A 25,311-nucleotide genomic window follows, 5' to 3' on the forward strand; every position below is an offset into this window, starting at 1 on the left:
TCCTCGATCAATGCTGCAGAATGCCGGCAAGGTTCATATGCGCGGGCCGCGAGTGCTCGATGCCCAGCAACGTGCGCCGATTGTCGTTCGTGCGTTGCAAATGCAGGCTCGCGAGCGTCATTCCGTTGCAGGTGGTAACCGTAGTCCCGCGACCGCCGAACGGTTTGAGAAAGTCGAACACACGACTGCCGAACATGTCGACGACCGACACCTCTCGCGCACCGAGCGGCGGAATCTCGCCGAAATCGCCCTCGATCTGCTCACCATCCTCGCGGATCAGCTTCGACGTCGGCCGCGCCGCATGAGCATATTCGGGATCGGAGGAGTGATTGATCAGCATCACGCTGCTGACGATGTCGCTGGTCGCAATGATCTTCGGATTGATCCCGGTGAACCCGACATGCGCCTTGAGCCTGCCCTCGTTCAAGGGCCGGGCAAACGCGCCGGTGCGGTAGATCGCGACGTTGTCCTGATCGACATAGGTCATCGAATAGCTGGCAGGCGAGGAGCGGAAGCCGTCCATGCGTCCGCGCGACATAACGGCGATGACCAGGTAATCGTGCTGTGGCAGCTTGAGCGATGCGAAAAGGCGCGACAGTTCGATCTCGACGGAGGCGCCCGGCGCGTAGTCTTCCGGAAACTCGTAAGTCGCCCTGTACTCGCCGTCACGCGACAGGATATGCAGTTTGAACCTTAGCTTCTTGCTGAAGCCCGAGGCGACCAGGCTGGCGAGCTCGGGAACGAGATCCTTGACCGTTTCGCGAAAATTCTTGCGCAGGCTGCCTGCGACGAGGCTGCGGAGATACCTGATGTCGACCGGACGATACCAGGCAGGAATCGAAAAGCCCATGCGCGACTCGACGCCCGCGAAAGTCGGGAACATGAATCTGGGCTCGTAGGGCTTCCAGGGGCTGGACGAAAAACGGGTCACGGACGCGCCTCTAAAAATGATGCAGGCTGAACTTGCCGTTGGCAAATTCGTAATAACTGAACGGACTGGCGATGTTGGTGCCCTTGAATTCCAGCGCGAAACCTTCGGCCGCGCCGACCAACTGTTCAGCCCCGGGGAAAAGGTCCAGCGTGCTGATGCGGATGGCGCCCATCGGCGCGATCTCCGGTATCTCACGCTCGCCCAATGCCGTGCCGTCCAGGGCCATGAGCCGTGCCGTCCCGACCGAGACGCCTTCTGACGCCATGCAGGAGTTCACCAGCACCACGCCGGACTCCCTCAGGAATCGCGTGAGATAGGATTGCATCCAGGCGGAGGTCGGGAACGGCGCTGCCGCGACCGGTTCGCGCTCGTGCGACAACGTTATCGCACCGTGCTGCGAGAAATATTGTGCGTAATAGCCGGTCGTCACCTTCCGTCCAGGACGAAGCTTGGTCTCGTGCTTCGGGACCAGCGCCATCGCGACCGTTCCCGAAACGCGCGGACACAGCTCCGACGTCTGCAATTGCAATTGACCGTTGACGCCGAGTTCCCTGTGGAAATATCCAGCCGGCTTGCCCGCTCCGTCGAAGAGCCAGACATGAGCATCCACCTCCGGATGATCCTTCATGAAAACCGAGAAGTAGTTGAACGCGCAGACTTCCGTCGTGACGGTCTCGTCGTTGCGCAGGTAGAGCACGGCGGGCGGATAGCCCCTTGCGACGGCCTCGCCAATCAGCAATTCACCGGGCATTCGACAAGACTCGGCGGGAGAGCAAGGGATCGGCACAGACCGAACCGGCCGGCGGCTTTGGAAAAATCAAACGCGATGTTCTTGCCCGCTTGCTAAAACGTCGACGCGATTTCAGCGCCTGTTTACGCTGAGCCGACAGGAGAATCAACCGGGAACGGGGTCGCGTCGAGCGGCCGAAGAGAGACGGCGCGAGCATCGCCGTCATGCTCGAGAGCGCCGGTCTCTGCGGCCGCGTGACAGCCGGACAATGCGTGGCGACCAAACAAGAAGACGCTCCGCTTCCGATACGGGTACCCGCGATCCTGCCTGCCCTGGAATCCTTGCATTGCCGCTGCGGCTCCCGTATGACCGAATCCGGCTACGTGACCTGGTACCCGCCTGAAAACAGGCCGGAACATCGGCCTTTCCTGGATCCACACCGTGCTTCAGCGACTGCTCCTCGGCATCACTCCAATCACGGCGTCCATTGCGCCGGGGAAACGCTGACGTGCGCTGGCAAACAAAGGCGCGGGCGTTCTCGGTGCTGTCGAATATCCCCCGTGGCGAAGACCTGCACTATGCCCTGCAGCGCTATGTCACGCGCCGGCTGCCGCGACCGGAAAAGCAGGTCAGATCCATCTACACCCTCGCGCAGCGGCTGCTGGCCGTTCACGAGAAGTACAGCTTGCGGCCGCTGCGGGATTCGACTTGCTTCGAGTTCGGCGCCGGACGCGATCTGATCGTTCCGCTGTCTTTCAGCGCCCACGGGGCCCGACGCTTCGTCACCGTCGACATCGAGCGCCTGGCCAAGCTGGAGCTGATCCGCTCCAACGCCGCCATCGTTTCTCGACTGAGCGGCACCGACCACCCCGAGATAAATTCCCTGGAGGACCTCGAACCTTCGTGGAGGATCGACTATCGCGCACCGGCCGATGCCCGGACGACCGGCCTGCCCGCCGCCTCGATCGACTGCGCCGTCTCCGTCGAAACGCTCGAGCACATTCCCAAGCGCGACATCTCGGCAATCTTGAAGGAGCTGCGACGCATCATGCGTCCCGACGGACTGGTCCTCATGCAAATCGACTATGGCGACCATTTCAAGGGCTTCGATCCCTCCATCAGTTCATTCAACTTCCTGACCTATTCCGAGGAGGATTGGGCGCCCTTCCAGTCCCGCTTTCAATACGTCAATCGTCTGCGCCACAGCGAATATCTGCAGCTGTTCAGGGAGGCGGGGTTTCAACTGCTCAGCGACCAACCTGACCGCCGGCCGCCGGAACAGCAGATCCTCGAGCGACTGGCGCCATGCTTCAGAGACTTCTCCGAAGAGGATCTGTTTACACTCGGCTCGCTGATCGTCGGCCGTCCGGCCGACCTATCGACAGGACACTGAACATCGCCATCTCCCGGTTGTTTGGCGGAAGCCCATTGTAGAGATCTCCCGATGTGGACGACCACATTTGTCCTGACGCTTCTGTTCTTCCTGATACAGCTCGGCACCGGATTTTCGATTCTGACCATTGCGTCGAGGAAATTCATCGAGGTGTGCCAGCTCACGAAGGCTCAGTTCGTCGTTCTCGGATTTACGGTTGGCGCCTCTACAACCGGCATCCTGCTGGGACTACTCTCGCTATTCGTAAACGATATGTGGCTTCAGCTCGCCGTGGTGCTTGCCGTCTCCGGCTTCGGCCTTGCCTGGTCATGGCCGAACTGGCGCCCGAGCTCCGGCGACACAGGCGCCGCGGCCGCTTGGTGCGTTCTGGCTCTGCCGATTGCGCTTCTAACATGGTGGTGGTCCTTCGGCGCATTTTCCAGCTTTCCTTACGGCGACATCGGCGCCGATGTTCACTGGATGAAGACGGCGCAGGAGTACGCCGACAGCGGCGTCATCAACCCCTACGCGGCCCAATCCTACGTCGATCTTCGGTCAGCACTCGCTGGCTCCCTCGCCGGAACGCTCGGCCTGGATCTTCTGAGATTCAGCTGGACCTATCGCTTCTTCTCGATCCTGTTCTTCCTGTTGGCATCCTATGCCTTCGTACAGGGCATCTATTCCACGTCTCCGCGAAAATGGATCGCCTTCTTCTTCGCCGCGACCGGCAACGCTGTCGTCTTGACGACAAACGGCAGCCTGGCGGTCGTCAGCAGCGTGGTTTTTCTCGGCGTGCTGATGAGCAATTCGAAGCGGAACGCAGACGATCTGTCGACGCGATCCGTTTTGCTGCTGGCGGTTATCTCCGGCGCGACGCTTCTGCTCGCGTTCGCACTCAACAACAACACGCTCGTGCTTGCGTTGCTTATGGCCGGGCTACTTGCGGTCAGGATCCTGAACAACACCGGAAAATATGGAGGGCTTCTCTTTCTTGGTTGCGTCTGGCCGGCAACGCTGCTGCTTGCACATCGTGGTTCCTTCCTGTTCGTTCCAACCGTCCTGGCCAGTTGGCTTCTGTATCTTGCCATCGTCCGGATGATCTCTGCCTGGCCGTCCGTCAGCATCGCAGCCCTGCGATTCTTGTCCTTCGCGCTTCCCCTGATCATTGCCGGAATTGTCGTCAGCGTTGCGGGAATGCGCTTCGGCTACATTCCGCCAATGAGCGGCAACGACACGTTCTCCACGATTACGGGCCTGATCCTCGGCAGACGGATCGAGGGTGGCGAAGAGCTGTTCCTGGGCTCTGGACCACAGGTCGCTACGATCGAGCTTGGCCGGGCGATGGGCCCGGTTTTCACCATCTGCATCACATTGGGCGTTGCATGGTGGTCGATGACCCGGCCAGTCTTCCGTGGTCCGTCGGGGGCGATCGGACCTCAAAGCAAAGGCTTCGTGACACTCGTGTGGTCCTGGATTGCCGGCTGCGGCCTGATGCTTGCCGTACTCTCTGGCTTCCCTTTCCTGTATCGTATCAGCACGATCATAATGTCGCTGTTCACGATCACGGCCGCCGAGACCTTTTGTCAGCTGCTGATCGATTTCAGCCCTCCCCGATATCGACGGGTCATGGTTGCGGCAGCCATTACACTGCTTGCGACCGTCCTTGTGGTGCTGGTCTACGCGTTTGCCTGGCGGACCGACCTGCCATTTGCCCGCTACCAGGCGTTCCTGCGTCCGACGGAAATCGCAGGCATCGTGCTGCTCGCGATACTCGCGCTATCGACCCTGGCCAGATCGAGGCGGGTCTACATTTATGGTCTGGTGGGGGTCGTGGGATTGGGCGTGGCGGTCGACAAGATTGGCCTGTCCGGCATTGTCAGGAGCTACAGCTACGGCGCGCTTCCAGAACACACGGCAGTCGTTTCGCACTACAACGCCGAGGATCTCGAAGTCGCTCGCTGGCTTCGCAACAATCTGCGAAAGGGAATCATTCTTTCGGACCCGTATACGATGGGCATAGTCCAGGCGGTCACGGGCGCGCCGGCCGCCTATCTGTTCTCCAATCTGGACACTGTGAACGAAGCGGTTGCGAAGCGGACAAAATCGGTGGTGCGCACGATGCTGCAGCCGACCGGAGGACGTCAGCGGCTTGAAGACACTTGCAGCCTGATCGCGCCCCTGGTGGGAGCAATCAATTCGGAGACCTTCTTTCAGATGGGAAGGGCCGATGCTTTGGGCGGAATGATGCGATCCGTCCGCACCGTAACGGCACCGCTTCCGGAAACGGGGCAACCGTCTTCCGAGGCAGGCGGCTGGGTGAGCCCGGAGCTCACGGGTGAGGAAGCCAAGTCCACGATCCAGAATATCCTGCGAGCGGGTGATAACGCCTGGAACCTGGTCGCGATCATCACGCCCCGCACGATCGCCTGGACACATCTCGCGGCCGACCAGCGCCTCAGCTATTTTCCTCCCGCCGAGCCGATCGAGCCTGCGATCATCGATGCGTTGCGCACCGGCCCGTTTCCAGTTCTGTTTGCCAACAGGCAGGCTGCCGTCGTTCGCATTCCCTGCTCGCGCTGATATGAAGGGGACCGCACATTGATCCTCGCATGGTCGCAGATTGGCGCGACGGCCGGCCAACCATGCTGTGAAAAGGGCACCTCATGCTGAGACAGGCCGCGATCCTCGTCGGTGGGCTGGGCACCCGGCTGGGTGAACGCACGAAGCTGGTTCCAAAGCCGATGCTCGACGTCGGCGGACGGCCGTTTCTCGATACGCTGATCGACGAGCTGGTGCGCTATGGCGTGTTCGATGAAATTCTCCTGCTCGCGGGCCACAAGGCGGAGATCGTCGAGACGCACTATGCCGCGGCCATCCAGGGTCGGACGCGAATCGTCGTGTCGCGCGAGACCGAGCCGCTCGGCACCGCCGGCGCGCTCGTACACGCACGCGATCTGCTGCACGATCGCTTCCTGCTGCTCAATGGCGATTCCCTGTTCGACTTCAACCTGCTCGACCTGATCGCTCGCGCGCATGACGGGCGCGTGCACATGGCATTGCGTGACGGCGTCGTCGGAGATCGCTACGGGCGCGTCGTGCTCGATGGTGACATGGTGCGCGATTTCATCGCCCCGGGGGCGGGCGCTACGGGCCCGGTCAATGCCGGCATCTACGTCATCGACAAGTCCGTTCTCGACGACATCGCGACGCTGCCCGCTTCGCTCGAGCAGGAGATATTCCCCGGCCTTGCCAGGTCCGGCGCGCTGCGTGGCACGGCCTATCGCGGTTACTTCATCGACATCGGCATTCCCGATGACTTCGCGCGCGCCGATCGCGAATTGCGCCGGCAGTTGCGGCGGCCGGCCGTGTTCTTCGATCGCGACGGCGTGCTCAACCACGATTCTGGATATACGTTCGAGACGCACAAGCTCGAATGGATCGAGGGGGCACGCGAGGCCGTGAAAGCCGTCAACGATGCCGGCTATTTTGCCTTCGTCGTCACCAATCAATCCGGCGTCGCGCGCGGCTATTACGAAGAGCATCACGTGGTCACACTGCACCGCTGGATGGCGGACCAGATGGCACTGATCGGCGCGCATATCGATGCATTCGAATATTGCCCTGATCACCCCGACGGAACCGTGGCGCGCTATTGCCGCATCAGCGATCGCCGCAAGCCGGCGCCGGGCATGATCACCGATCTCGTCAGGCGCTTCCCCGTCGACATGACACGCAGCATGGTGATCGGAGACAAGGAAAGCGACATGGAAGCGGCGAAAGCCGCCGGCCTTGCTGGCCATTTGTTCGAAGGCGGAAATCTGGAGGCGTTCGTGAGGCAACGCCTGGTCCCGACCGAAGACGCCTAGAGCCGCGCCCAAAAGTGCTGCATCCCCGGGCATTTGGCGAAAGCCGAGCGGTGCTCTGTTGCACGCAACCGCCAGTGTGCTATAGCGCCATCCTATTGCGAAGACTAAGCTAATCGCGTTGGGACCCGACATGGAAGATCTGAAGGACGCCCGCGTCCTCGTCACCGGCAGCGACGGCTTCATCGGCTCGCATGTCGTCGAGGAGCTGGTCAAGGCCGGCGCCCGGGTCAAGGCGATCGTCTATTACAACTCCTTCAACTCCTGGGGCTGGCTCGACACGATACCGCCCGAGATCATGACGTCGGTGGAAGTGGTCGCTGGCGACATCCGCGACCCCCATTTCATGATCGCGGCCGCGAGCGGCTGCACCGACGTGCTGCACCTGGCGGCGCTGATCGCCATCCCTTTCTCCTATGTCGCGCCCGATTCCTATGTCGAGACCAATGTGCGCGGCACCGTGAACGTGCTCCAGGCCGCGCGCATGGCCGGGGTCCGGCGCTTCGTTCAGACCTCGACCAGCGAGGTCTACGGCTCCGCGCAGACGGTTCCGATCAAGGAAAGCCACCCGCTGGTCGGGCAGTCCCCCTATTCGGCCTCGAAAATCGCCTCCGACCAGATGGCGCTGTCATTCCAGGCTTCGTTCGACATGCCCGTCGTGGTGATCCGCCCGTTCAACACCTTCGGCCCGCGGCAATCGGCGCGCGCGGTGATCCCGACGATCATCAGTCAGATCGCGACCGGCAAGCGCAAGATCCGTCTCGGCGCCGTCAGCCCGACGCGCGACTTCTCGTTCGTCACCGACACCGCGCGCGGCCTGATCGCGGGCCTCACGGCGCCTGCGGAGCAGGTTGTCGGCCAGACCATCAATCTCGGCAGCGGGTTCGAGATTTCGGTCGGCGCGACCGCGCAGATGATCGCGGACGTCATGGGGACGGCCATCGAAATCGAGACCGACGAGGCGCGGCTGCGCCCCCCCAATAGCGAGGTCGAGCGCCTCTGGGCCGACAATTCCAAGGCACGCCAGCAGCTCGGCTGGAGTCCGGAATTCGGCGGCATCGAAGGTATGCGGCGCGGCATGGTCAAGACGGTGAACTGGTTCACCAATCCTGCAAACCTCCGCCGCTACAAGGCGGACGTGTACAATGTCTGAGGCGATGGTGGACAGTCACGTGACGAGGTCAGGCTTCGACCGAAAGACGATCGTCGATGCCGTGCAGCGCGCGGTGGGAACGCCGAACGGCATCCTCGGCCTGCACGAGCCGGTGTTCGCGGGCAACGAGATCGCCTATCTCGAAGAGTGCATCAAGAGCACCTTCGTCTCCTCTGTCGGCCCCTTCGTCGATCGGTTCGAGCGCATGCTCGAGGGGGTCACCGGCGCCAAGCGCGCGGTTGCCGTCGTCAATGGCACGGCCGCGCTGCATGCCTGTTTCGTCCTCGCCGGCGTCGAGCCCGACGACGAGGTCATTTCGCCGGCGCTGACCTTCATCGCGACGACGAACGCAATCGCCTATTGCGGCGCGATCCCTCATTTCGTCGACAGCTCACTCGAAACACTCGGCATGGACGCGCGCGCGCTTGCGGCGCGCCTCGATGCGATCGCACAGAAGACCGCGACCGGCACCATCAACCGCGAGACCGGCCGCCGCATCGCAGCGATCGCCCCGATGCACACGTTCGGGCATCCCGTCGAGCTCGACGAGATCGCAGCCTTGGCGAAGGATTGGAACATCGCGCTGGTCGAAGACGCCGCGGAATCGCTGGGATCAACCTACAAGGGCCACGCAGTCGGATCGCAGGCACGCCTTGCAGCACTCAGCTTCAACGGCAACAAGATCGTCACCACCGGCGGCGGCGGCGCCATCCTGACCAATGACGAGGAGCTCGGCCGCCGCGCCAAGCACCTGACGACGACAGCAAAGCTGCCGCATAAATGGGCCTTCGTCCACGACGAGATCGGCTTCAACTACCGCCTGCCGAACTTGAACGCGGCACTCGGCTGCGCCCAGCTCGAGCAACTCGACGGCTTCCTGGCGAGCAAGCGCAAATTGGCCGCGGCCTATCAGCGCGCCTTTGCCGGTGTGCCCGGCGTCCGTTTCTCGCACGAGCCGAAGGACACCACGAGCAATTACTGGCTGAATGCGATCCTGCTCGACGAGGAAAATGCCGGCAGCCGCGACGACGTCCTCGCCGCGCTCAACGACGCCGGTTTCGGCGCGCGTCCGGCCTGGACTTTGATGCACAAGCTGCCGATGTTCGCGCAAAGCCCTCGCGGCGATCTTTCCACCGCCGAAGCCATCGAACACAGGCTGATCAACCTGCCCAGCAGCGCCAGCATCAGGGCCCACGATGAATGATAATGCGCGCAAGATCTGCTTCGTCACCGGCAGCCGCGCCGATTTCGGGCTGCTGGTCTGGCCGATGCGCGCGATCCGGGAAACGCCCGGCCTGACCCTTCAACTCGTCGCCACCGGCATGCATTTTGCGCCGGAGTTCGGCTACACCTTCAACGCGATCCGCGACGAGGGATTCGAGGTCGACGAGCGCGTCGAGACGCTGCTGAGCAGCGACACCGGCGCCGGCGTCGCGAAATCGGTCGGCCTCGGCGTCATCGGCTTTGCCGATACCTTCACACGCCTGCAGCCGGATCTCGTCGTCGTGCTCGGCGACCGTTTCGAGATGTTCGCGGCCGCGCAGGCCGCCATGTTCATGCGGCTGCCGATGGCGCATCTGTTCGGCGGTGACGTCACCGAAGGCGCGGTCGACGAATCGACGCGCCACGCCATCAGCAAGATGTCGCACCTGCATTTCACCAGCAATCAAGACTCGACGCGACGATTGATGCAGCTTGGTGAGCACCCGTCCCGGATCCACACCATTGGCTCAGTCGGCATCGACGCCATCAAGCATCTCGATCTGATGGACCGCGACGGCATCGGCGGTGCGATCGGGATGCCGCTTGGCGAACGCAATGCGCTCATCACGTTCCACCCCGCCACGGTCGAAGCCGGGCGCTCGGTGGCCCAATTGGAGGAATTGTTCGCGGCCCTGTCGACGCTCGATCCCGCCTTTCGTTTCGTGTTCACGCTTGCCAACGCCGACGCCGAGGGCCGCGCCTTGAACGCAGGGATCGAGGCTTTCGCGGCCAGCCGGCCGAACACGATCGCGGTCGCCTCGCTCGGGCAGCTTCGCTATCTCAGCCTGATGAACCAGGTCGATGTCGTGATCGGCAATTCCTCGAGCGGCGTGCTTGAAGCGCCATCCTTCGGCGTTCCCACGGTCGATATCGGCGACCGTCAGAAGGGCCGCGAGCGCGCAACCTCGGTATTTCATGCGGCGCCCGAGCGCGGGGCCATCTCGACCGCCATCGCCGCGGCGATCCAGCGCGGCCGTCAGGCCACCGTCAACCCCTACGGTGACGGCGCATCCAGCCGGCGATTTGCGGATATCGTCGCCGGCATTCCGGATTTCAGGCCGCTTCTGGTCAAGGGCTTTTACGAGCTTCCGCCAAGCGGAGCGCAGACATGACCACGCACACGCTGATCATCGCGGAAGCCGGCGTCAACCACGACGGAAGCCTGGGCAAGGCACTCGCCCTCGTCGAGGCCGCCGCGGACGCCGGCGCCGACATCGTCAAATTCCAGACCTTCAATGCGAAGGCATTGGCTGGCAACGCGGCGAAGAAAGCCGACTATCAGCAACGCATGACGGATGCCGATGAAAGCCAGCTTGCCATGCTGGAACGGCTCGAATTGCCGCAGGCCGCGCATCACACGCTGATCGAACGCGCGCGGGAACGCGGCATCGAATTCCTGTCGACGCCGTTCGACGATGCTTCGCTCGCCTTCCTGCTGTCACTGAAGCTGCCGCGCATCAAGATCGGATCGGGCGACCTCACCAACGCGCCACTGCTTCATGCGGCGGCGAGGGCCGGCGCGACGCTGATCCTGTCGACCGGCATGGCAACGCTCGGCGAGATCGAGGAGGCGCTGGGCGTGCTCGCCCATGGCTACGGCCCATCCGGCGGGCCACCCGGCATTGCCGCCTTCCGCGCGGCGTGGCGCGATCAGGCAGCGCGCACGGCGCTCGCACGGCACGTGAGCTTGCTCCATTGCACGACCGAATATCCCTGCCCCGTCGACGACGTGAACCTCGCTGCAATGGCGACGATGCGATCCGCGTTCCAGCTTCCGGTCGGCTATTCCGATCACACCGACGGTCTCGAGGTTTCGGTGGCCGCCGTCGCGCTCGGCGCGACGATCATCGAAAAGCACCTGACGCTCGACCGCAAGGCGCAAGGCCCCGACCACGCGGCTTCGCTGGAGCCTGATGATTTCAAGCGCATGGTCGTCGCCATCCGCAACGTCGAACGCGCGCTGGGCGACGGCGTGAAGGCGCCAAAGGACTCCGAGATCAGGAACGTCCCTGTGGCGCGCAAGAGCATCGTCGCGGCGCGCGCGCTCGAGGCCGGCGAGACCATCGGCCCCGCCGACATCACCGCCAAGCGACCGGGCGCCGGCCGGCAGCCGATCGACTACTGGTCGCTGGTCGGAACGGCCGCGCCCCGCGCGCTCGAACCTGACGATCCGCTCTAGCCTTGCGGCTTAGCCGGAACGCCGCGAAGGACGGACCCTGCCGGGCATGGAGCCGTGACCACCGATCCCATTGCGACCAGCGTGTCGTTGCCGATCGCGATGTGGTCCCTGACCCGGCTGCCGAGACCGACGAAGCAGTTCTCGCCGATCTTCGCGCCGCCGCCGATCACGGTTCCCGGCGACAGATGCGTGCAATCGCCGATCTGCACGTCATGCTCGACGACGACAGCGGAATTGACGATGCAGTGATCGCCGATCCGGCTTCGCGCATTGACGATTGCACCCGGCATGATGACGGTGCCTGCGCCGATCGTGGCCGACGGCGAGACGATCGCACGCGGATGAACCACGGACGCCCAGCGCTTGACCTGCATGCGGCCGATCATCTGCCGGCGCGCCGGCCCCGCCTGCATCGACCCGATTCCCACCACGAAGGCGGCATCCGGATACTCTGAGGCGACCTCGTCGGTTCCGAGGTAACTGAGATCGCCGAGCGTTCCGGGCTGGCGATCGAGGAAGCCGACGACCTTGAACTGTCCGGACAACAGCGCTGCCTCGCAGACCATGAAGGCATGCTCGCCGCCGCCTATGATGATGAGATCGTCCATCGCTGCTCCCCTTCGCGAGGCAATCTTAGCGGGGGGATCGCGGGTCTCCAAACTGTTGATTCAGACCGCGAAATGCTGGGTTAACGAGGCTGTTCAGGGGATGCCGTTGGGGTTGACGCCGCCTCTCGCAGCCGCGATATAGCAGGCTCAGCCGTGGGCCGCCGCCGATATCTGGCGTATACGAGGCAGATTGCCATGAAATCCTGGCGTAAGGCCGTCGTTGGAACGCAGGCGACTGTGGGCCAGGCCATTGCCGCCATCGAGAGCGGAAGTATTCAGATTGCGCTCGTGCTCGACGACCAGAACCGCCTGCTCGGCGTGGTCACCGACGGTGACGTGAGGCGCGGCCTGCTGCGCGGCATCCCTCTCGCCGGACTTGCGACCGACATCATGAACCGTGTGCCGGTGTCGGCTCCAGCCACGCTGCCCCGCGAGGATCGCCTGCAGCTGATGCGGCAGAAGTCGATCAAGCAGCTTCCGCTTGTCGACGAGGGCGGCCATCTGGTCGTGGTCGAGACGCTCGATGAGTTGCTCGAACCGGCTCACTATCCGAACCCTGTCCTGATCATGGCGGGCGGCCTCGGTGAGCGCCTGGGCGCGCTGACACGCGACCTGCCGAAGCCGATGCTCAATGTCGGCGGCCGGCCGCTGCTCGAGACCATCGTCCGCAACGTCGTGCAGCAGGGCTTTGGCAACATCTTCATCTCGGTCAACTACAAGGCCCAGACGATCAAGGACTACTTTGGCGATGGCGCTGCCTTTGGCGCCGCGATCAAGTACGTCCACGAAACGGAACGACTGGGAACTGCAGGCGCGCTCGGGCTCTTCCCGACGCCGCCGGCCCTGCCGATGATCGTCACCAACGGCGACATCCTCACCACGATCAACTACGGGGCTCTTCTCGACTTCCACAACGGAACGCCGGCGGAAGCGACGATGGCCGTGCGCGAGCACAAGGTGCACGTGCCCTATGGCGTGGTTTCCACGTCGGACGGTTTTCTCGATGCCATCCGCGAGAAGCCGACTGAGAGCTGGTTCGTCAGTGCCGGCATCTACGTGATCGGCCAGTCCGTCTTCAGCCATGTCACGCCCGGCGCCAGCATCGACATGCCGACCGTGCTGGAGCGCGTCATCGCCGGCAAGGGACGGGTTGCGGTCTATCCCATTCGCGAATACTGGCTCGATATCGGCCGCCTGGAGGATTTCGAGCAGGCGCATGCGGAGTTTCACGAGGTCTTCCCGTGACCTCGACAAAAGCGGTCGTGGTTGGTCTCGGCTCAATCGGCACGAGGCATGCGCGCGTCCTGCGCGAGCTTGGCCTCGAGGTCGCGACCGTCAGCCGCCGCGAAGGCGGCGATTACGGATCGATCACGCAGGCCGTCGCGACGGCGCATCCGGACTACGTGGTGATCGCCACCGAGACTGCGCGCCATGCGGACGATCTGAAAGAGCTCGCGCAGGCCGGCTTCCAGGGCAAAGTCCTCGTCGAAAAGCCGCTGTTCGCGACACCGACACCTCCCCCGAAATATCCGTTTGCCCATGTCAGCGTCGGGTACAATCTTCGCTTTCACCCCGTGATGACGGCGCTGGCCGAAAGACTGCGCGGGCGCGACGTGATCACGGTCGCTGCCTATGTCGGCCAGGACATCAGGGACTGGCGGCCCGGCCGCGATCATCGCGCGACCGCATCCGCCACGGTCGATGCCGGAGGCGGCGTGCTACGGGATCTCAGCCACGAACTGGACTATCTGCTGTGGCTGTTCGGCCCGTGGCATCGCGTCGCGGCGCTCGGCGGCGCGTCCGGCGCGCGCGACATCGACGTCGACGACCACCTCGATCTGCTGCTCGATATGCAGCGGGCGCCATCGGTCCACGTCCACATGGACTATCTCGACCGCCAGGGCATCCGCCGCATTCGCGTCAATGTCGACGACGACACCATCGAGGCCGATCTCGTCGGCAGCCGTCTTGCGATCAACGGCAAGGCAACGGAGATCCCCAGCGACCGCGACCAGAGCTATCGCGACATGCATGTCGCGGCGATGCGTGGCGCGCGCCCGGCCTGCTCGCTGCCCGAGGCGCTCGGCGTCGTGCATCTGATCGACGCCAGCGAGCGTGCTCTGCGCACCAAGACCTGGATATCGCCATGAGTCTCCTCTGCACCATCTGCGCGCGGGGCGGCTCGAAGGGGGTCGTCGGCAAGAATGCGCGCGATTTGCTGGGCAAGCCCGTGCTGGCCTGGAGCATCGCGCAGGCGCGCGAGACGGGCCTGTTCGATGCAATCGCGTTCAGTAGCGATTCGGACGCACTGCTCGAGGCGGCCCTGAAGGCCGGCGCCGACATCGCGGTCAAGCGTCCGGACGAGATGGCGACCGATACCGCACCTAAACTGCCAGCGATCCGCCACTGTCTGGAGCAGGCTATCGCGCAATCCGGCAAGACGCCGGAGATCTTCGTCGATCTCGACGTCACCTCCCCGCTCAGGCTGGCCTCCGACATCGCCGGTGCGGTCGCGCTGCTGCGCGAGAGCGGCGCACGCAACGTCATTACGGGGGCACCGGCGCGACGATCGCCCTATTTCAACCTGGTCGAGCAACGCACAGATGGCAGCGTCGGCCTCTCCAAACCCACCGATCCCCCGATCACGCGTCGGCAAGATGCGCCGCGCTGCTTCGACATGAACGCGTCGATCTATGTCTGGCGCGTCGCGCCGTTCCTGGAGCGGCCTGCGGTGTTCTATCCGGACACGCGCCTGTTCGAAATGCCGGAAGAACGCTCGATTGACATCGATTCCGATCTCGATTTTGCGTTGGTCGAACTGTTGCTGCGCCAACGACTGCCGGCCTGAGGAGGCCCAAGCGATGACCACGAGCTTCAAGGCCCTGTTCGATCTGACCGGCCGAACCGCCGTCGTCACCGGGGGATGCGGTATCCTCGGACGCCGCTTCGCCGAGGGCCTTGCAGAGTTTGGCGCCAACGTCGCGATCGTCGATCTCGATCAGGCCGCGACCGATGCTGCGGCAGCCGACGTCGCCTCACGCCATGCCGCGCGCGCCAAAGGCTATGGCTGCGACATCACCGAGCCAAGCTCCGTCCGCAACACGGCCGATGCGATCGAAGCGGACCTCGGCCCGGTCTCCATCCTGCTCAACAATGCCGCCAGCAAGACCCGCGATGTCGATGCCTTCTTTGCACCCGTCGAGAAATTCTCGCTGGACACCTGGCGGGAGATCATGGCGGTCAACCTCGACGGCATGTTCAACGTCGCGCAGGTATTTGGCGGCCGAATGGCCGAGCGTGGCTACGGCGCTATCGTACAGACCGCCTCGATCTACGGCCTGATGGCGCCCGACCAGCGCATCTACGAAGGCTCCGAATATCTCGGCCGCGCGATCAACACGCCGGCGGTCTACACCGCGTCCAAAGCCGGCGTCATCGGCCTGACCAAGCACCTGGCGACCTACTGGGCGGCGAAGGGCGTTCGCGTCAATACCCTCACCCCCGGCGGGGTCGAGAGCGGACAGAACGAAACCTTCAAGGCGCGCTACGGTGCCCGTATCCCGCTCGGCCGCATGGCTCGCGCGGACGAGATGGTGGGGACGATGCTGTTCCTGGTGTCGGATGCCGCGTCCTACGTGACTGGGCAGAACGTCGCCGTCGACGGCGGTCTGAGCGCCTGGTAGCGAAACATCAATGATCAAGCGCCTGATCCAGAACACGGTGATTTCGGCGCTGGCCTTCGGCGTGGCCGCCCTGCTGGGCCTTGCGGTCATTCCACTGATCATCGGGACCTGGGGGGTGACCGAGTTCGGCCTCATCGTCATCTCGCGGCTGCTGCTTCCCACCGGCATGATGGCGGTGCTCGACCTGGGTCTGTCCGAGGTCGCTACCCAGGTCGTCGCCCGCGCGCGAGAGCACCGCAATTGGACGCAGGCCAGTCGCCAGATCGCCTTCCTGGGGGCGGTCTCCTTCGCTCTCACCTTGATCCTGAGCGCCGTCATATGGTTCGCGACGCCACTGTTCGTCATCGTGATGAAGGTTGACGCCGCACATGTGGAGACGCTCACCCGGATCATGCACTACACGGCCATCGCGAATCTGATCTTCGTTCCGGCACTGGTGTGGGAAGGCACCATCAAGGGCTTCGAGCGCTACAACCTGCTCCGCGTTGCGGAGGTCACGTCGACGGTGGCCTATGTCGGCCTGACATTCGCAGCCTCGTGGGCGGCGGCAGGCTTTGAAGTGGTCGCCTATATCTATCTCGCCACGCTAGTGGCCCGCGCCGTCGTCATTGGAATTGCCGCGTTCGTGGCCCTGCGGCACAAGCACGTGCGATTGCTGCCGTGGACCCCGGACATCCGGCAGGATATTCTGCACCGCTGCGTGCTGCTCCTGCAGGGCAAACTGATGGGCGGCGTATCCGGACCGCTTCAGCCGTTCCTGATCGGATTGCTGTTCGGGCCCAAGGCGGTCGGCACCTACGACGCGCTGGTGCGATTGTCGCGGGTTTCCAAGGTCGTTGTCAGCCTCCTGACATCCGCACTGCTTCCCGTCGCCAGCCGCCTGGACGAGCGCGGCAGCGCGACGTCCTTCCAGCGCCTCGGCGATCTCGGCCTCGTCCTGATGCCGATGTTCGTGGTGCCGCCGCTTGCCGCGACCGCGATCCTCTCGCCGGAGATCATGAACATCTGGATCGGTCCCCTGCTTGCGCCCTACGCGTTCTGGATGGGCCTGAGCTTCCTGGTTCCGATCTGCGCCCAATACGTAGCGATCGGCAGCCTGATCTTCCTGACGCGGCCGGAGGTGCAGGCCAGGCTCAACCGGCTGATCGCCGTTCATCTTCTGATCTGGGCGGTCGTCTCGGCCGCGACATTGCACCTGTTCGCGGAACGCGCCCTGATCCTCGGCCAGGTGATCGGTAGTATGCTTATCCTGCCCTTGCAGCTGGAAGCGTTGCGCGGCGCACTCGAGCTCGACCGCAATCGCTTCGTGAAGGTCATCGGAACCCAGTTCGCAATCCTGGTCCTGGCAAGCATTTTTCTAGCGGCAATTGCAGGTTACATTCGGTTCGACAGCGTGCTAAAGCTCGCCCTTGGTTCCATGACTTTCTGTCTGATCACCTGGACGCTCCAATACTTCCTCGTGCTCGAAAAGCGGCACCGGACTGTATTTCCAGCCGTCGGACAATTAATGGGACTGACATCCAGAAGCAGTTGAATGAATATCCACGCGACAGACACGAAAGCCGTCATCTCAGGTTTCGCTCCGGCCTCGTTGTCGGACAAGGCGACGACGTATGCGCTGGACGCGGCAAGGAGCATCGGCCGTTTCGCAATGCGCCGCGTACGCACCGCCGACGTCGTCGATTCCGAATACAACATGACGCACTGGCAGCGGACGCTGTCGGAAAAGGCCTGGACGAAGACCGCAAGCATCAGCGAATTCCTGGTGCCGAAGAATTCCGCGCAAAGTCTGCGCAAGGTCGACAATCAGATTTGCAGGGTCGCCGCCGAAGACTATTACCGCTATCGCGCCAGAGCGCTCGGCGACTTGCTGGCGCGTCACGCCGGCGGCGCCAAGGAGATCGTCGAGCTCGGCACCGGCTGCGGCATCAACCTGCTCTCGCTCCACCTCAACCATCCCGACTGGAAGCTGCACGGCTTCGATATCGCGCCGAACGGCATCGCCGCGGGCCGCGAGATCGCTGCACATTTCGGCCTGTCCGACCGGATCTTGCTCGACAGGATCGACCTGACCGACGGCAAGGATCCCAGCTACACGGCGATCCGCGACCAGGTCGTCTTCACCTATTTCTGCATCGAGCAAATTCCCTACGACGTGCGCAAGGTGGTGGACAACATCATTGCGGCGAGGCCGAAGCGCGTCATCAACATCGAGCCGACGACGGAGCTCCTGAATCTCGCAAATCCGCGAGACATGGTCAGCTTCCTCTACATCCGGTCGGTGGACTACCAGACGCAGCTGTTCTCGACGCTCGACGATTACGAGCGACAGGGCCGCGTCCGCATCCTGGCGCGGGAACGCATGCCGTTCGCGCCGACGATCCACAATGATGGTTTTTTGTATTGCTGGGAGCCCACATGACAACCGTCGATACGACGGCTGATCGGCCTGCCCCGAAGAAGGCGAAGATCAGCCAATTCCGCCGCCTGCTGTGGCACGTCAACCGCACCGATCTCGGATGGGTGCTGAAGGCTGCCCTGACCAGCCTGCAACTGCCGGCCCGTGCCAAACGGATCGCGTTGCTGAAGCAGCTTCCGACCAAACCCGAGTGGGCCGAGGCCAGCCGCAAGCTGGAGGCGGATGGCTACGTCGATGTCTCCTCGATCGTCGACCGCGGGCTCGCGGAAGCCGTCGCGTCGTTCGCGGACGGCAAGGTGAACCGCCTCCAGGAGCTGGTCGGCCGGCAGAGAGAAGGGCACAAATCGTTCTGGGTCAGCCTGCTGGACGAGGATCTCGTCAACGGCGCGTTTGCCACCGATCATCCGTTCGTCCGCTATGCCCTGCAGCCGGCTGCACTGCGCATCATCGGCGACTTCATGCACGACCTGCCGCAATTGTCGGACGTGGTGCTGACATTGTCGCAACCCACGCCGAACCAGGCGTTGAGCTTCTCCCAGTTGTGGCATCTCGATCACGACGACAAGCGCGTCTGCAAGCTCTTCATCTATCTGACCGATGTGCAGGACACTGCCGATGGCCCGTTCACCTTCATCCCGGCCGGGCCGTCAAAGGCGTTCCGCAACTCGCTCAAGAGCCACATGAGCGATGCGCAGGTTTTTGCCAAAACCGGTCCCGACGCCGTCAAGGAGATGATCGCGCCCCGCCTGTCGTCCTTCATCGTCAACACGGCGCGCTGCCTGCACATGGGAAGCAGGATCCAGTCGGATCACAGCCGTTTGCTGTACACGGCAACCTACATCCAGCAGCCGCGCATCTTTCCCGAACCGCCGGCGCGTTTCCGCGCGGTCGGAGCCCTGTCGGACCTCGATCGCACCGTGATGCGGCTCTGACACGGACCTGCCGGGAGCTGACATCTTGCGAATAGGCCTGGTGGTCGATCACCCCAAGCGTGACCTGCCTGGGGCCGTCATGCTCGGTTACCAACTGGCGCGGCGCGGCGTATCCGTTGCGCTGGTGCCGATGTACGAGCAGGCCGTCGATGTTCCGCGACTGGGGCTGGATGCGCTGGTCGTCAACTACGCGCGTCCCGTTAATCTCGACCTGATGCGCAGCTTCGCCAAAGCGGGCCTCGCGCTGTACGTGCTCGATACCGAAGGCGGCGTGCTCGCCGAAAAGGGCGGCAACTCGCCGCCGGCGATGGCCGCCCACATCAAGAGCAGCGGCTACGGCGATATCCTGGCAGGCTATTTCTTCTGGGGCAGCCGGCTGCACGACGCCTTCCTCGCGGCGGGAACCATGAAGCCGGAGCAGCTTCACCTCACCGGATGCCCGCGCTTCGATTTCGCGGCCCCGCACTGGCGCGCGCTGCTCGACGGCGAACCGCGCGGCTATCTGCTCGTCAACGCCAACTTCCCGCTGGTCAATTCACGCTTCACCGGCAAGCCGGGCGGCGAACGCGAAGCGATGGTGCGCGCGGGCTGGGACGGCGCCTATGTCGATCGCTTCATCGCGGACCTGAAGCAGGTCTTCGCCAATTATCTCGTCGAAATCGACCGGCTCGCCACCGCGCGGCCCGATCGCAACATTCTCTTGCGACCTCACCCCTTCGAAAGCGAGGACGTCTATCGCAACGCGCTCTCGCGCCACGCCAACGTTTTGATCGACGGCACTGGCAGCGTGCTCGACCGCATCCGCAACGCGGCCGCGGTGATCCATCTCAACTGCGGGACGGCCGTCGAATCGGTCTTGCTGGGAAAGCTGCCGCTGCAGCTCGAATATCTGAACACGCCGACCACTGCCGGCCATGCCGCGCTGCCCGCGCGCGTGAGCCGGCCCGTCGCCTCGTTCGAAGAGCTGCTCGGCGCGATCGATCACATCGAGCGCGAGACCGAAACCTTCGATTTCGCCCGCGTTCACGCCGCCGACATCGAGGCCTTTTTCCATCTCAATGACGGAAAGGCCGCCGAACGGGTCGCCGACGTCCTGACCAGCGCAGCGAGCTCGCACCGGCCCTACGTCTCGCTGCTCGCGACCGTGAAGGGAACGCGTGCCCAGCCGAGCCTTGGCCAGATCGTCAAAGGGACCGCCAGCGCTGCGCTCGGCTCGGCCGTCACCGAGCGGCTGCGCAGCCAGTTCAATCCGGCCCGGCGCGACAAGCGAATCGCACCGCCCTTCGTCCAGACCCTGCTTCATCGCATCGCCGCCCACGATCAGGCGAAGCCGTCTCAATTTACCGCAAGACGTGCGCATTGCGCGACGACCGGCTTGCCGCTTGCAAGTATTGCGATCGAACACGCCCGATAGAGCCATGGCCGCACCCGCAAAGACGATTCTCATCACCACGCTCGCCGAATACCAGACCCGGTTCTGGATTCCGGTCGCGCAACGGTTGCGCGCGGCAGGCCATGATGTCGAGTTGCTCGCCTTCGACGATCGCAGCGCGGAGATGTCGACGGCCGAAGGCGTTCCGGTCACGAACATGTATCGCGAGGGCCTCAAGGCCGGCCCCTCGCCCGACGACCGCACGGCTTTCAACGCGCGGGTCGCAGCCTACGGGCTCCACGGAACCAATTTCCTGTTCAGCCATGAGCGTTTCACTTTCGGCATCCGCGACACCGCGGCACTGCGCCGGCGCTTCATGATCTACGCCAATGCAATGGAGACAGTGCTCGACCGGCTGGAGCGGCAAGGCAAGCGCGCCGAGCTGGTGCAGGAACTCGGCGGATTCCTCTCGGTCCTCGCGAGCTTCTACGCCGCCAGGCGGCGCAACATCCGCAACTGGTTCATCGAGCCCTCGTTCTTTCGCGGCCGGATGTACTTCACACCTGACAGCCTTGCTGCGCCCGACGTGATGCCGGCGCCGGCGGACGCCGTCTCCCCTGAGGTTCGCGCCTATCTCGACGAGACGCTGACGCAGCGCGCGATCGTCATTCCCAAGAAGGATCAGCACCATTATTCCGCGGCCTTCAAGAAGGTCGTCAATTTGCGCAACGCGCGCCGCCTCACCGAAAAGCTGTGGGACCAGTTCGCGCTCGGCAAGCACCAGGAGTTCGGGCACAATCTGCGTCATGCCCGGGTGCACGCCGCGATGGCGCTCAACGCGACGCGGCTGCGCACGCTCTACAAGCCGATCCCCGAGGCACCCTTCGTCTATTATCCGTTCCACGTTCCGGCCGACATGGCGCTGACACTGCGCTCGCCGGACTATCTCGACCAGGTCGCGACCGTCGACTTCCTGCTGCGCACGATCCCGGATTCGCATGTGCTCGTGGTGAAAGAGCATCCCGCCCAGATCGGTGCGATCGCGGCTTCCCGGCTGTTCGAGCTCGCGCGCCGGTTCGACAATTTCGTGCTGCTGCCGCCGCAGACCAACAATTACACCGTGCTCAATCGCGCCGATGCGATCATCTCCGTCAACAGCAAATCGGGCGCCGAGGCGCTGCTGCTCGGCAAGCCGGTCGTGGTGATGGGGGATGCGTTCTACCGCTCCTGCCCGCTGGTGTATGCGGTCGACCGTCTGGCCGATGTGCCCGCACGGCTGCGGGAGGCACTCTCCGCCGGCCCGTTCGATCCGGCCAAAGGCGCGCCCTATTTCGAATCCGCCTGGCGCCGGTCTTATCCGGGCGAGCTCTATATCAGCGATCCCAAGCTGCTGGACATTTTTGCGGCCACCTTGCGCGCGGCGATCGCCGAGCCGGCCGGCGTGAACTGAACGGACCCGTCATGCCGCTTGTCTCGATCATCACACCGTCCTGGAATGTCGAAGGCCTGATCGAGGAGACGATCCGCTCGGTGCAAAACCAAACCTTCGCCGATTGGGAGCTCCTGATCGCGGACGACTGCTCGACCGACCGGACGCCGGCGATCATCGCCGGCATCGGCGAGCGCGACCCGCGCGTCAAGCTGATCCGGATGCCGAAGAACGGCGGCCCGGCGCTGGCGCGGCAAGCGTCGATCGACGCCGCGCAGGGCCGCTATCTCGCCTTCCTCGACAGCGACGATCTGTGGCTGCCCGAGAAGCTGGAGCGGCAGCTTGCCTTCGCGAAGGCAAAGCAGGCCGCGCTCAGCTACACCGCCTTCCGCCGCATCAACGAGGCCAACACCGTCACCGGACGGCTGATCGAGGTGCCGGCCTCGCTCACCTATGGCCAGCTCCTGGAGAACACCGCGATCGCGACGCTGACCGCGATGGTCGACCGCGAGATATCAGGCCCAATCGCGATGAAGAACGAGGGCTACGATGATTTCTGTCTGTGGCTCTCGGTCCTCAAGCGCGGCCACACCGCTTACGGCCTCAACGAGGATCTCGCGCGCTATCGCGTCAGGGGCTCCTCGGTCTCCAGCCGGCCGGCACGCTCGGCCAAATGGGTCTGGCAGATCTACCGCAATGTCGAGCACCTCTCCCTGATCAAATCGGCCTGGTGTTTTGCCCATTGGGCTACGCGGGCCTGGCTGAAACGGCGGGCGTTCTAGCGCGGATCGCCGCCCGCCAGCGCCCTTCAGGCGCGCGCTGCTGGGGCTGCAAATGAACATTGCGACCCGGGCCGGTTGTCTCTAGTCTGCCCCTGATCGGAGGGGGCTTTGCGTGTACAATCAAGGTGTTATTCCACTGGCAGCGCGTCCCCACGCCGATCGCCGGGCCTGGATTGGCTGGGCGCTATGCAGCCTGTTTCCGGCAATTTTTCTGCTGCTTCTGTTCGCGCTCACTTCGCTGAGTGCGCCCGAGCATGACGACTTCTGCTTCGCTGAACTGTATGTGCAACACGGCTTCGTCCAGACCGTGTCGATCTTCTATCATGGCCAATCGGGCCGGATCCTCGCCCTGTGGCTGACCCAGGTTCCGCCGGCGATCTCTGCGGCGACCGGTGTCAGCTTGCTGTTGACCTATTCACTGACGATGGCCATGAGCGCCGCGCTGTTCCTGGCCGGCATGGCGATTGCCATGGTCAGGGCTTGGCCGCGCACTTCCGCCCTGCAACTGACCTTCCTCACGCTTGCCTTCGCGAGCGCCACGGTCAGCGCGGCGCCGAGCGTCCGGGATCTGCTCTATTGGCTGTCGGCCGTGACTTGCTACGTCCCGCCCGCCGTGGTCACGATCCTGATCCTCGGAGAGTGCATCCGCGCACTCGAAGGGCAATCCGGCTTCTCGTGGACGCTCAGCCTATCGATGGCGCTAGGCGGCTTTGCGGCTTCGCTGTGCAACGAATTTACCGGGGCATGGCTGCTGCTGATCGTTTCGGCCTCGCTGGGTGCGCGCCATTTTTTCGGCCAACAACGTCAGATCGGGCATCACGTTCTGATTGCCGCCGCCATTGCCGTCGGCTGGATCATCGTCGTCTCCGCCAGCGGTAACAGCACGCGCATGGAGCAGCTCCCGAACGGTGGGCACGCGATCTCGTCCGTTCTCCAGGCACTGATCGATTCGCTCACTGGCCTCGGCCGCTTCCTGCGAGAGCCCGCCATCCTCGTCTGGCTCGGCGCGGTCGGCCTCATTGCGTTGACCGAGCCTGCTCCAGCGCCGGCAGCGCCGCAAAAGCGCAGGCTACTGGCTCTCGGTACGATCGCGATCTGCCTGGCGTGCTGCTATTTTGAATATTTCGCCCATCGCTATGCGACGGGCATGCGGCTCGTCGAAAGAGCGCAGAACCAGGCCTTGATCCTGCTGCTGTTCGGATCGACGCTGGGCGTCAGGCTGCTCGTCGGCGCCTACCGCGCGCAACTGCGCGAACGCATTGCACGCAGCGCGCTTCGCGGCCTGCTCGGCCCGGTCGGGATGCCCGCGAGCCTGACGATGCTCACGATCGCCTCGCTGTGCCTGAGCTCGACGGGAAGCCAGCTGCGTTCCCAATGGCAGGGCCTGTATCCCTACTGGCGGGAGAGCGCCGATCGGCATGCCCTCCTGACGACGAGCCCCGAGCCGGTTGTCGTGATCCCGCGGCACAAATGGACGCCGTCTCTGCTGATGACCGCCGATGTGACGGCCAACGCCGACAGATTGCCGAACGACTGCATCGCCAGATACTACCACAAATCCGCCGTCTACGGCGCCGACACACCGCGATGACCATTTGCCCTGCTTCAGAGATGCGAACGTGAAAACAATCAGCGTCATCACGCCCTGTTACAACGAAGAGCTCAACGTCAGGGATTGCTACGAGGCGATCCGGAAGATCTTCGACGGCGAACTCCGAGGCTATCAGCGCGAGCACATCTTCTGCGACAACGCCTCCGACGATCGCACCATGGAGATCCTGCGCGAGATCGCAGCACAGGATCCGGCGGTGAAGATCATCGTCAATGCACGCAACTTTGGACCGCTCCGCAACACCTTCAACGGCGTGATGGCCTCGCGCGGCGATGCCGTCCTGCTGTTCATGCCGGCGGACCTTCAGGATCCGCCGGAATTGCTTCCCGAATTCGTCAAGCTGTGGGAGGCCGGCTACGAGATCGTCTACGGCATCCGCGCCGTGCGCGAGGAAAGCCGTCTGATGCGCGGGCTCCGCAACGTCTACTACCGCGTCCTGACCCGGTTCTCCGAGCTCAAGGTGCCTCCGGGAGTCGGTGACTTCCAACTCGTCGACAGGCGCGTTGTCGAGGCCATGCGTCACGTCCGTGACGCCTATCCATTCATGCGAATGATGACGTTCGAATGCGGCGGTCGCATGATCGGCGTGCCCTACACCTGGCGCGAGCGCAAGAAAGGGTTTTCGAAGAACCGCGCCAGCGCGCTGATCGATCAGGGCCTCAACGGGCTGGTGTCCTTCACCACCGCGCCAGTCCGATTCGGCCTGCTCGCGGGCTTCCTGATCTCGGCCGTGAGCATCGCATACGCGATCGTCAACTTCATCATCGGCCTGGTGCTTTATCAGAAGCTCGCCGAACCCGGCATCCTCACGCTGATCGTCGCCATGTTCTTCTTCGGTGGCGTACAGCTGTTCTTCATGGGCATGATCGGCGAGTACGTTCTCGCGATCTACGGACAAGTGCGCGAGAAGCCCGTGGTCTTCGAGCGCGAGCGCGTCAATTTCGACCCCTCCCCGCCGCCCGGCGCGTGATGCGCAGGCGGCG

22 protein-coding genes are annotated in these 25,311 nt (G+C 63.7%); 19 read left to right on the forward strand and 3 right to left on the reverse strand.

From position 1 onward, the window contains the following. Positions 1–7: 7 nt before the first annotated feature. Positions 8–931 carry a hypothetical protein gene (locus CIT40_RS23605; protein ID WP_094891481.1) on the reverse strand — a complete coding sequence of 308 codons (924 nt, stop codon included), beginning with the start codon at positions 929–931 and terminating at the stop codon, positions 8–10. A gap of 10 nt (positions 932–941) precedes the next feature. Beyond that, on the reverse strand, positions 942–1,682 hold the full coding sequence (locus CIT40_RS23610; protein ID WP_162307642.1) for a hypothetical protein: 741 nt from the start codon (positions 1,680–1,682) through the stop codon (positions 942–944). Between the two features lie 487 nt (positions 1,683–2,169). Between CIT40_RS23610 and CIT40_RS23615 the strand changes: the two genes are divergently transcribed. The 7 genes from CIT40_RS23615 (at position 2,170) to neuB (ending at position 11,491) form a co-directional block, all read left to right on the forward strand. Continuing rightward, complete coding sequence (locus CIT40_RS23615) at positions 2,170–3,054, forward strand: class I SAM-dependent methyltransferase (RefSeq protein WP_162307643.1); 885 nt, start codon at positions 2,170–2,172, stop codon at positions 3,052–3,054. A gap of 51 nt (positions 3,055–3,105) precedes the next feature. Beyond that, on the forward strand, positions 3,106–5,613 hold the full coding sequence (locus tag CIT40_RS23620; RefSeq protein ID WP_094891479.1) for a hypothetical protein: 2,508 nt from the start codon (positions 3,106–3,108) through the stop codon (positions 5,611–5,613). Between the two features lie 83 nt (positions 5,614–5,696). After that, positions 5,697–6,899: an HAD-IIIA family hydrolase gene (locus tag CIT40_RS23625; protein ID WP_094891478.1), complete on the forward strand. Its 1,203-nt coding sequence runs from the start codon at positions 5,697–5,699 to the stop codon at positions 6,897–6,899. Positions 6,900–7,029: 130 nt separating this feature from the next. Continuing rightward, entirely contained in the window at positions 7,030–8,049 is a 1,020-nt protein-coding gene (locus tag CIT40_RS23630) for an NAD-dependent 4,6-dehydratase LegB (RefSeq protein WP_094891477.1), read from the forward strand. Further along, positions 8,042–9,253 (forward strand): LegC family aminotransferase, encoded by a 1,212-nt coding sequence (locus tag CIT40_RS23635; protein WP_094891476.1) that lies wholly within the window; start codon positions 8,042–8,044, stop codon positions 9,251–9,253. The genes CIT40_RS23630 and CIT40_RS23635 overlap by 8 nt, the downstream gene beginning before the upstream one ends. Then, positions 9,246–10,424, forward strand: coding sequence for a UDP-N-acetylglucosamine 2-epimerase (gene neuC / locus CIT40_RS23640; protein WP_094891475.1), 1,179 nt, complete (start codon positions 9,246–9,248; stop codon positions 10,422–10,424). Before CIT40_RS23635 ends, neuC begins: the two co-directional genes overlap by 8 nt. After that, on the forward strand, positions 10,421–11,491 hold the full coding sequence (gene neuB / locus CIT40_RS23645) for an N-acetylneuraminate synthase (protein WP_094891474.1): 1,071 nt from the start codon (positions 10,421–10,423) through the stop codon (positions 11,489–11,491). The genes neuC and neuB overlap by 4 nt, the downstream gene beginning before the upstream one ends. On the opposite strand, the gene CIT40_RS23650 is transcribed toward neuB, so the two are convergent. Beyond that, the gene (locus tag CIT40_RS23650; RefSeq protein ID WP_094891473.1) at positions 11,488–12,099 is read right to left on the reverse strand and encodes an acetyltransferase; all 612 of its coding nucleotides are present in this window, start codon (positions 12,097–12,099) and stop codon (positions 11,488–11,490) included. The genes neuB and CIT40_RS23650 overlap by 4 nt on opposite strands. 195 nt (positions 12,100–12,294) lie before the next feature. Here CIT40_RS23650 and CIT40_RS23655 point away from each other — a divergent pair, with 195 nt between their 5' ends. From CIT40_RS23655 to CIT40_RS23710, 12 genes are all read left to right on the forward strand, one after another. Further along, positions 12,295–13,344: a nucleotidyltransferase family protein gene (locus CIT40_RS23655; protein WP_162307644.1), complete on the forward strand. Its 1,050-nt coding sequence runs from the start codon at positions 12,295–12,297 to the stop codon at positions 13,342–13,344. After that, positions 13,341–14,249 (forward strand): Gfo/Idh/MocA family protein, encoded by a 909-nt coding sequence (locus CIT40_RS23660; protein WP_094891471.1) that lies wholly within the window; start codon positions 13,341–13,343, stop codon positions 14,247–14,249. The genes CIT40_RS23655 and CIT40_RS23660 overlap by 4 nt, the downstream gene beginning before the upstream one ends. Next, the gene (locus CIT40_RS23665; RefSeq protein WP_094891470.1) at positions 14,246–14,947 is read left to right on the forward strand and encodes an acylneuraminate cytidylyltransferase family protein; all 702 of its coding nucleotides are present in this window, start codon (positions 14,246–14,248) and stop codon (positions 14,945–14,947) included. Before CIT40_RS23660 ends, CIT40_RS23665 begins: the two co-directional genes overlap by 4 nt. A 13-nt stretch (positions 14,948–14,960) precedes the next feature. Then, a complete protein-coding gene (locus tag CIT40_RS23670) occupies positions 14,961–15,782 on the forward strand; it encodes an SDR family oxidoreductase (protein ID WP_094891469.1) in 822 nt (273 codons plus the stop codon). Between the two features lie 10 nt (positions 15,783–15,792). Further along, positions 15,793–17,316 (forward strand): MATE family efflux transporter, encoded by a 1,524-nt coding sequence (locus tag CIT40_RS23675; protein WP_094891468.1) that lies wholly within the window; start codon positions 15,793–15,795, stop codon positions 17,314–17,316. Then, positions 17,317–18,204, forward strand: a complete 888-nt coding sequence (locus CIT40_RS23680; protein WP_094891467.1) for a class I SAM-dependent methyltransferase — start codon at positions 17,317–17,319, stop codon at positions 18,202–18,204. Next, a complete protein-coding gene (locus tag CIT40_RS23685; protein ID WP_094891466.1) occupies positions 18,201–19,133 on the forward strand; it encodes a hypothetical protein in 933 nt (310 codons plus the stop codon). The genes CIT40_RS23680 and CIT40_RS23685 overlap by 4 nt, the downstream gene beginning before the upstream one ends. A gap of 25 nt (positions 19,134–19,158) precedes the next feature. Then, entirely contained in the window at positions 19,159–20,547 is a 1,389-nt protein-coding gene (locus CIT40_RS23690) for a surface carbohydrate biosynthesis protein (protein ID WP_162307645.1), read from the forward strand. A gap of 4 nt (positions 20,548–20,551) precedes the next feature. Then, on the forward strand, positions 20,552–21,955 hold the full coding sequence (locus tag CIT40_RS23695) for a capsular polysaccharide export protein, LipB/KpsS family (protein WP_094891464.1): 1,404 nt from the start codon (positions 20,552–20,554) through the stop codon (positions 21,953–21,955). A gap of 11 nt (positions 21,956–21,966) precedes the next feature. Then, complete coding sequence (locus CIT40_RS23700) at positions 21,967–22,716, forward strand: glycosyltransferase family 2 protein (RefSeq protein WP_094891463.1); 750 nt, start codon at positions 21,967–21,969, stop codon at positions 22,714–22,716. 400 nt (positions 22,717–23,116) lie between these two features. Next, positions 23,117–24,307, forward strand: coding sequence for a DUF6056 family protein (locus CIT40_RS23705; RefSeq protein WP_334265211.1), 1,191 nt, complete (start codon positions 23,117–23,119; stop codon positions 24,305–24,307). A 28-nt stretch (positions 24,308–24,335) separates the two neighbouring features. After that, positions 24,336–25,298: a glycosyltransferase family 2 protein gene (locus tag CIT40_RS23710; protein ID WP_094891461.1), complete on the forward strand. Its 963-nt coding sequence runs from the start codon at positions 24,336–24,338 to the stop codon at positions 25,296–25,298. The last annotated feature ends 13 nt before the right edge of the window (positions 25,299–25,311 follow it).

Source organism: Bradyrhizobium amphicarpaeae, from assembly GCF_002266435.3.
GTDB lineage: Bacteria > Pseudomonadota > Alphaproteobacteria > Rhizobiales > Xanthobacteraceae > Bradyrhizobium > Bradyrhizobium amphicarpaeae.

Coding starts and splice junctions, on each gene's coding strand:
- CIT40_RS23675 (WP_094891468.1), top strand. CDS start 15,793: ATGATCAAGCGCCTGATCCAGAACACGGTGATTTCGGCGCTGGCCTTC.
- CIT40_RS23620 (WP_094891479.1), top strand. CDS start 3,106: ATGTGGACGACCACATTTGTCCTGACGCTTCTGTTCTTCCTGATACAG.
- neuC (WP_094891475.1), top strand. CDS start 9,246: ATGAATGATAATGCGCGCAAGATCTGCTTCGTCACCGGCAGCCGCGCC.
- CIT40_RS23665 (WP_094891470.1), top strand. CDS start 14,246: ATGAGTCTCCTCTGCACCATCTGCGCGCGGGGCGGCTCGAAGGGGGTC.
- CIT40_RS23670 (WP_094891469.1), top strand. CDS start 14,961: ATGACCACGAGCTTCAAGGCCCTGTTCGATCTGACCGGCCGAACCGCC.
- CIT40_RS23650 (WP_094891473.1), bottom strand. CDS start 12,099: ATGGACGATCTCATCATCATAGGCGGCGGCGAGCATGCCTTCATGGTC.
- CIT40_RS23685 (WP_094891466.1), top strand. CDS start 18,201: ATGACAACCGTCGATACGACGGCTGATCGGCCTGCCCCGAAGAAGGCG.
- CIT40_RS23635 (WP_094891476.1), top strand. CDS start 8,042: ATGTCTGAGGCGATGGTGGACAGTCACGTGACGAGGTCAGGCTTCGAC.
- CIT40_RS23610 (WP_162307642.1), bottom strand. CDS start 1,682: ATGCCCGGTGAATTGCTGATTGGCGAGGCCGTCGCAAGGGGCTATCCG.
- CIT40_RS23655 (WP_162307644.1), top strand. CDS start 12,295: ATGAAATCCTGGCGTAAGGCCGTCGTTGGAACGCAGGCGACTGTGGGC.
- CIT40_RS23695 (WP_094891464.1), top strand. CDS start 20,552: ATGGCCGCACCCGCAAAGACGATTCTCATCACCACGCTCGCCGAATAC.
- CIT40_RS23630 (WP_094891477.1), top strand. CDS start 7,030: ATGGAAGATCTGAAGGACGCCCGCGTCCTCGTCACCGGCAGCGACGGC.
- neuB (WP_094891474.1), top strand. CDS start 10,421: ATGACCACGCACACGCTGATCATCGCGGAAGCCGGCGTCAACCACGAC.
- CIT40_RS23625 (WP_094891478.1), top strand. CDS start 5,697: ATGCTGAGACAGGCCGCGATCCTCGTCGGTGGGCTGGGCACCCGGCTG.
- CIT40_RS23680 (WP_094891467.1), top strand. CDS start 17,317: ATGAATATCCACGCGACAGACACGAAAGCCGTCATCTCAGGTTTCGCT.
- CIT40_RS23700 (WP_094891463.1), top strand. CDS start 21,967: ATGCCGCTTGTCTCGATCATCACACCGTCCTGGAATGTCGAAGGCCTG.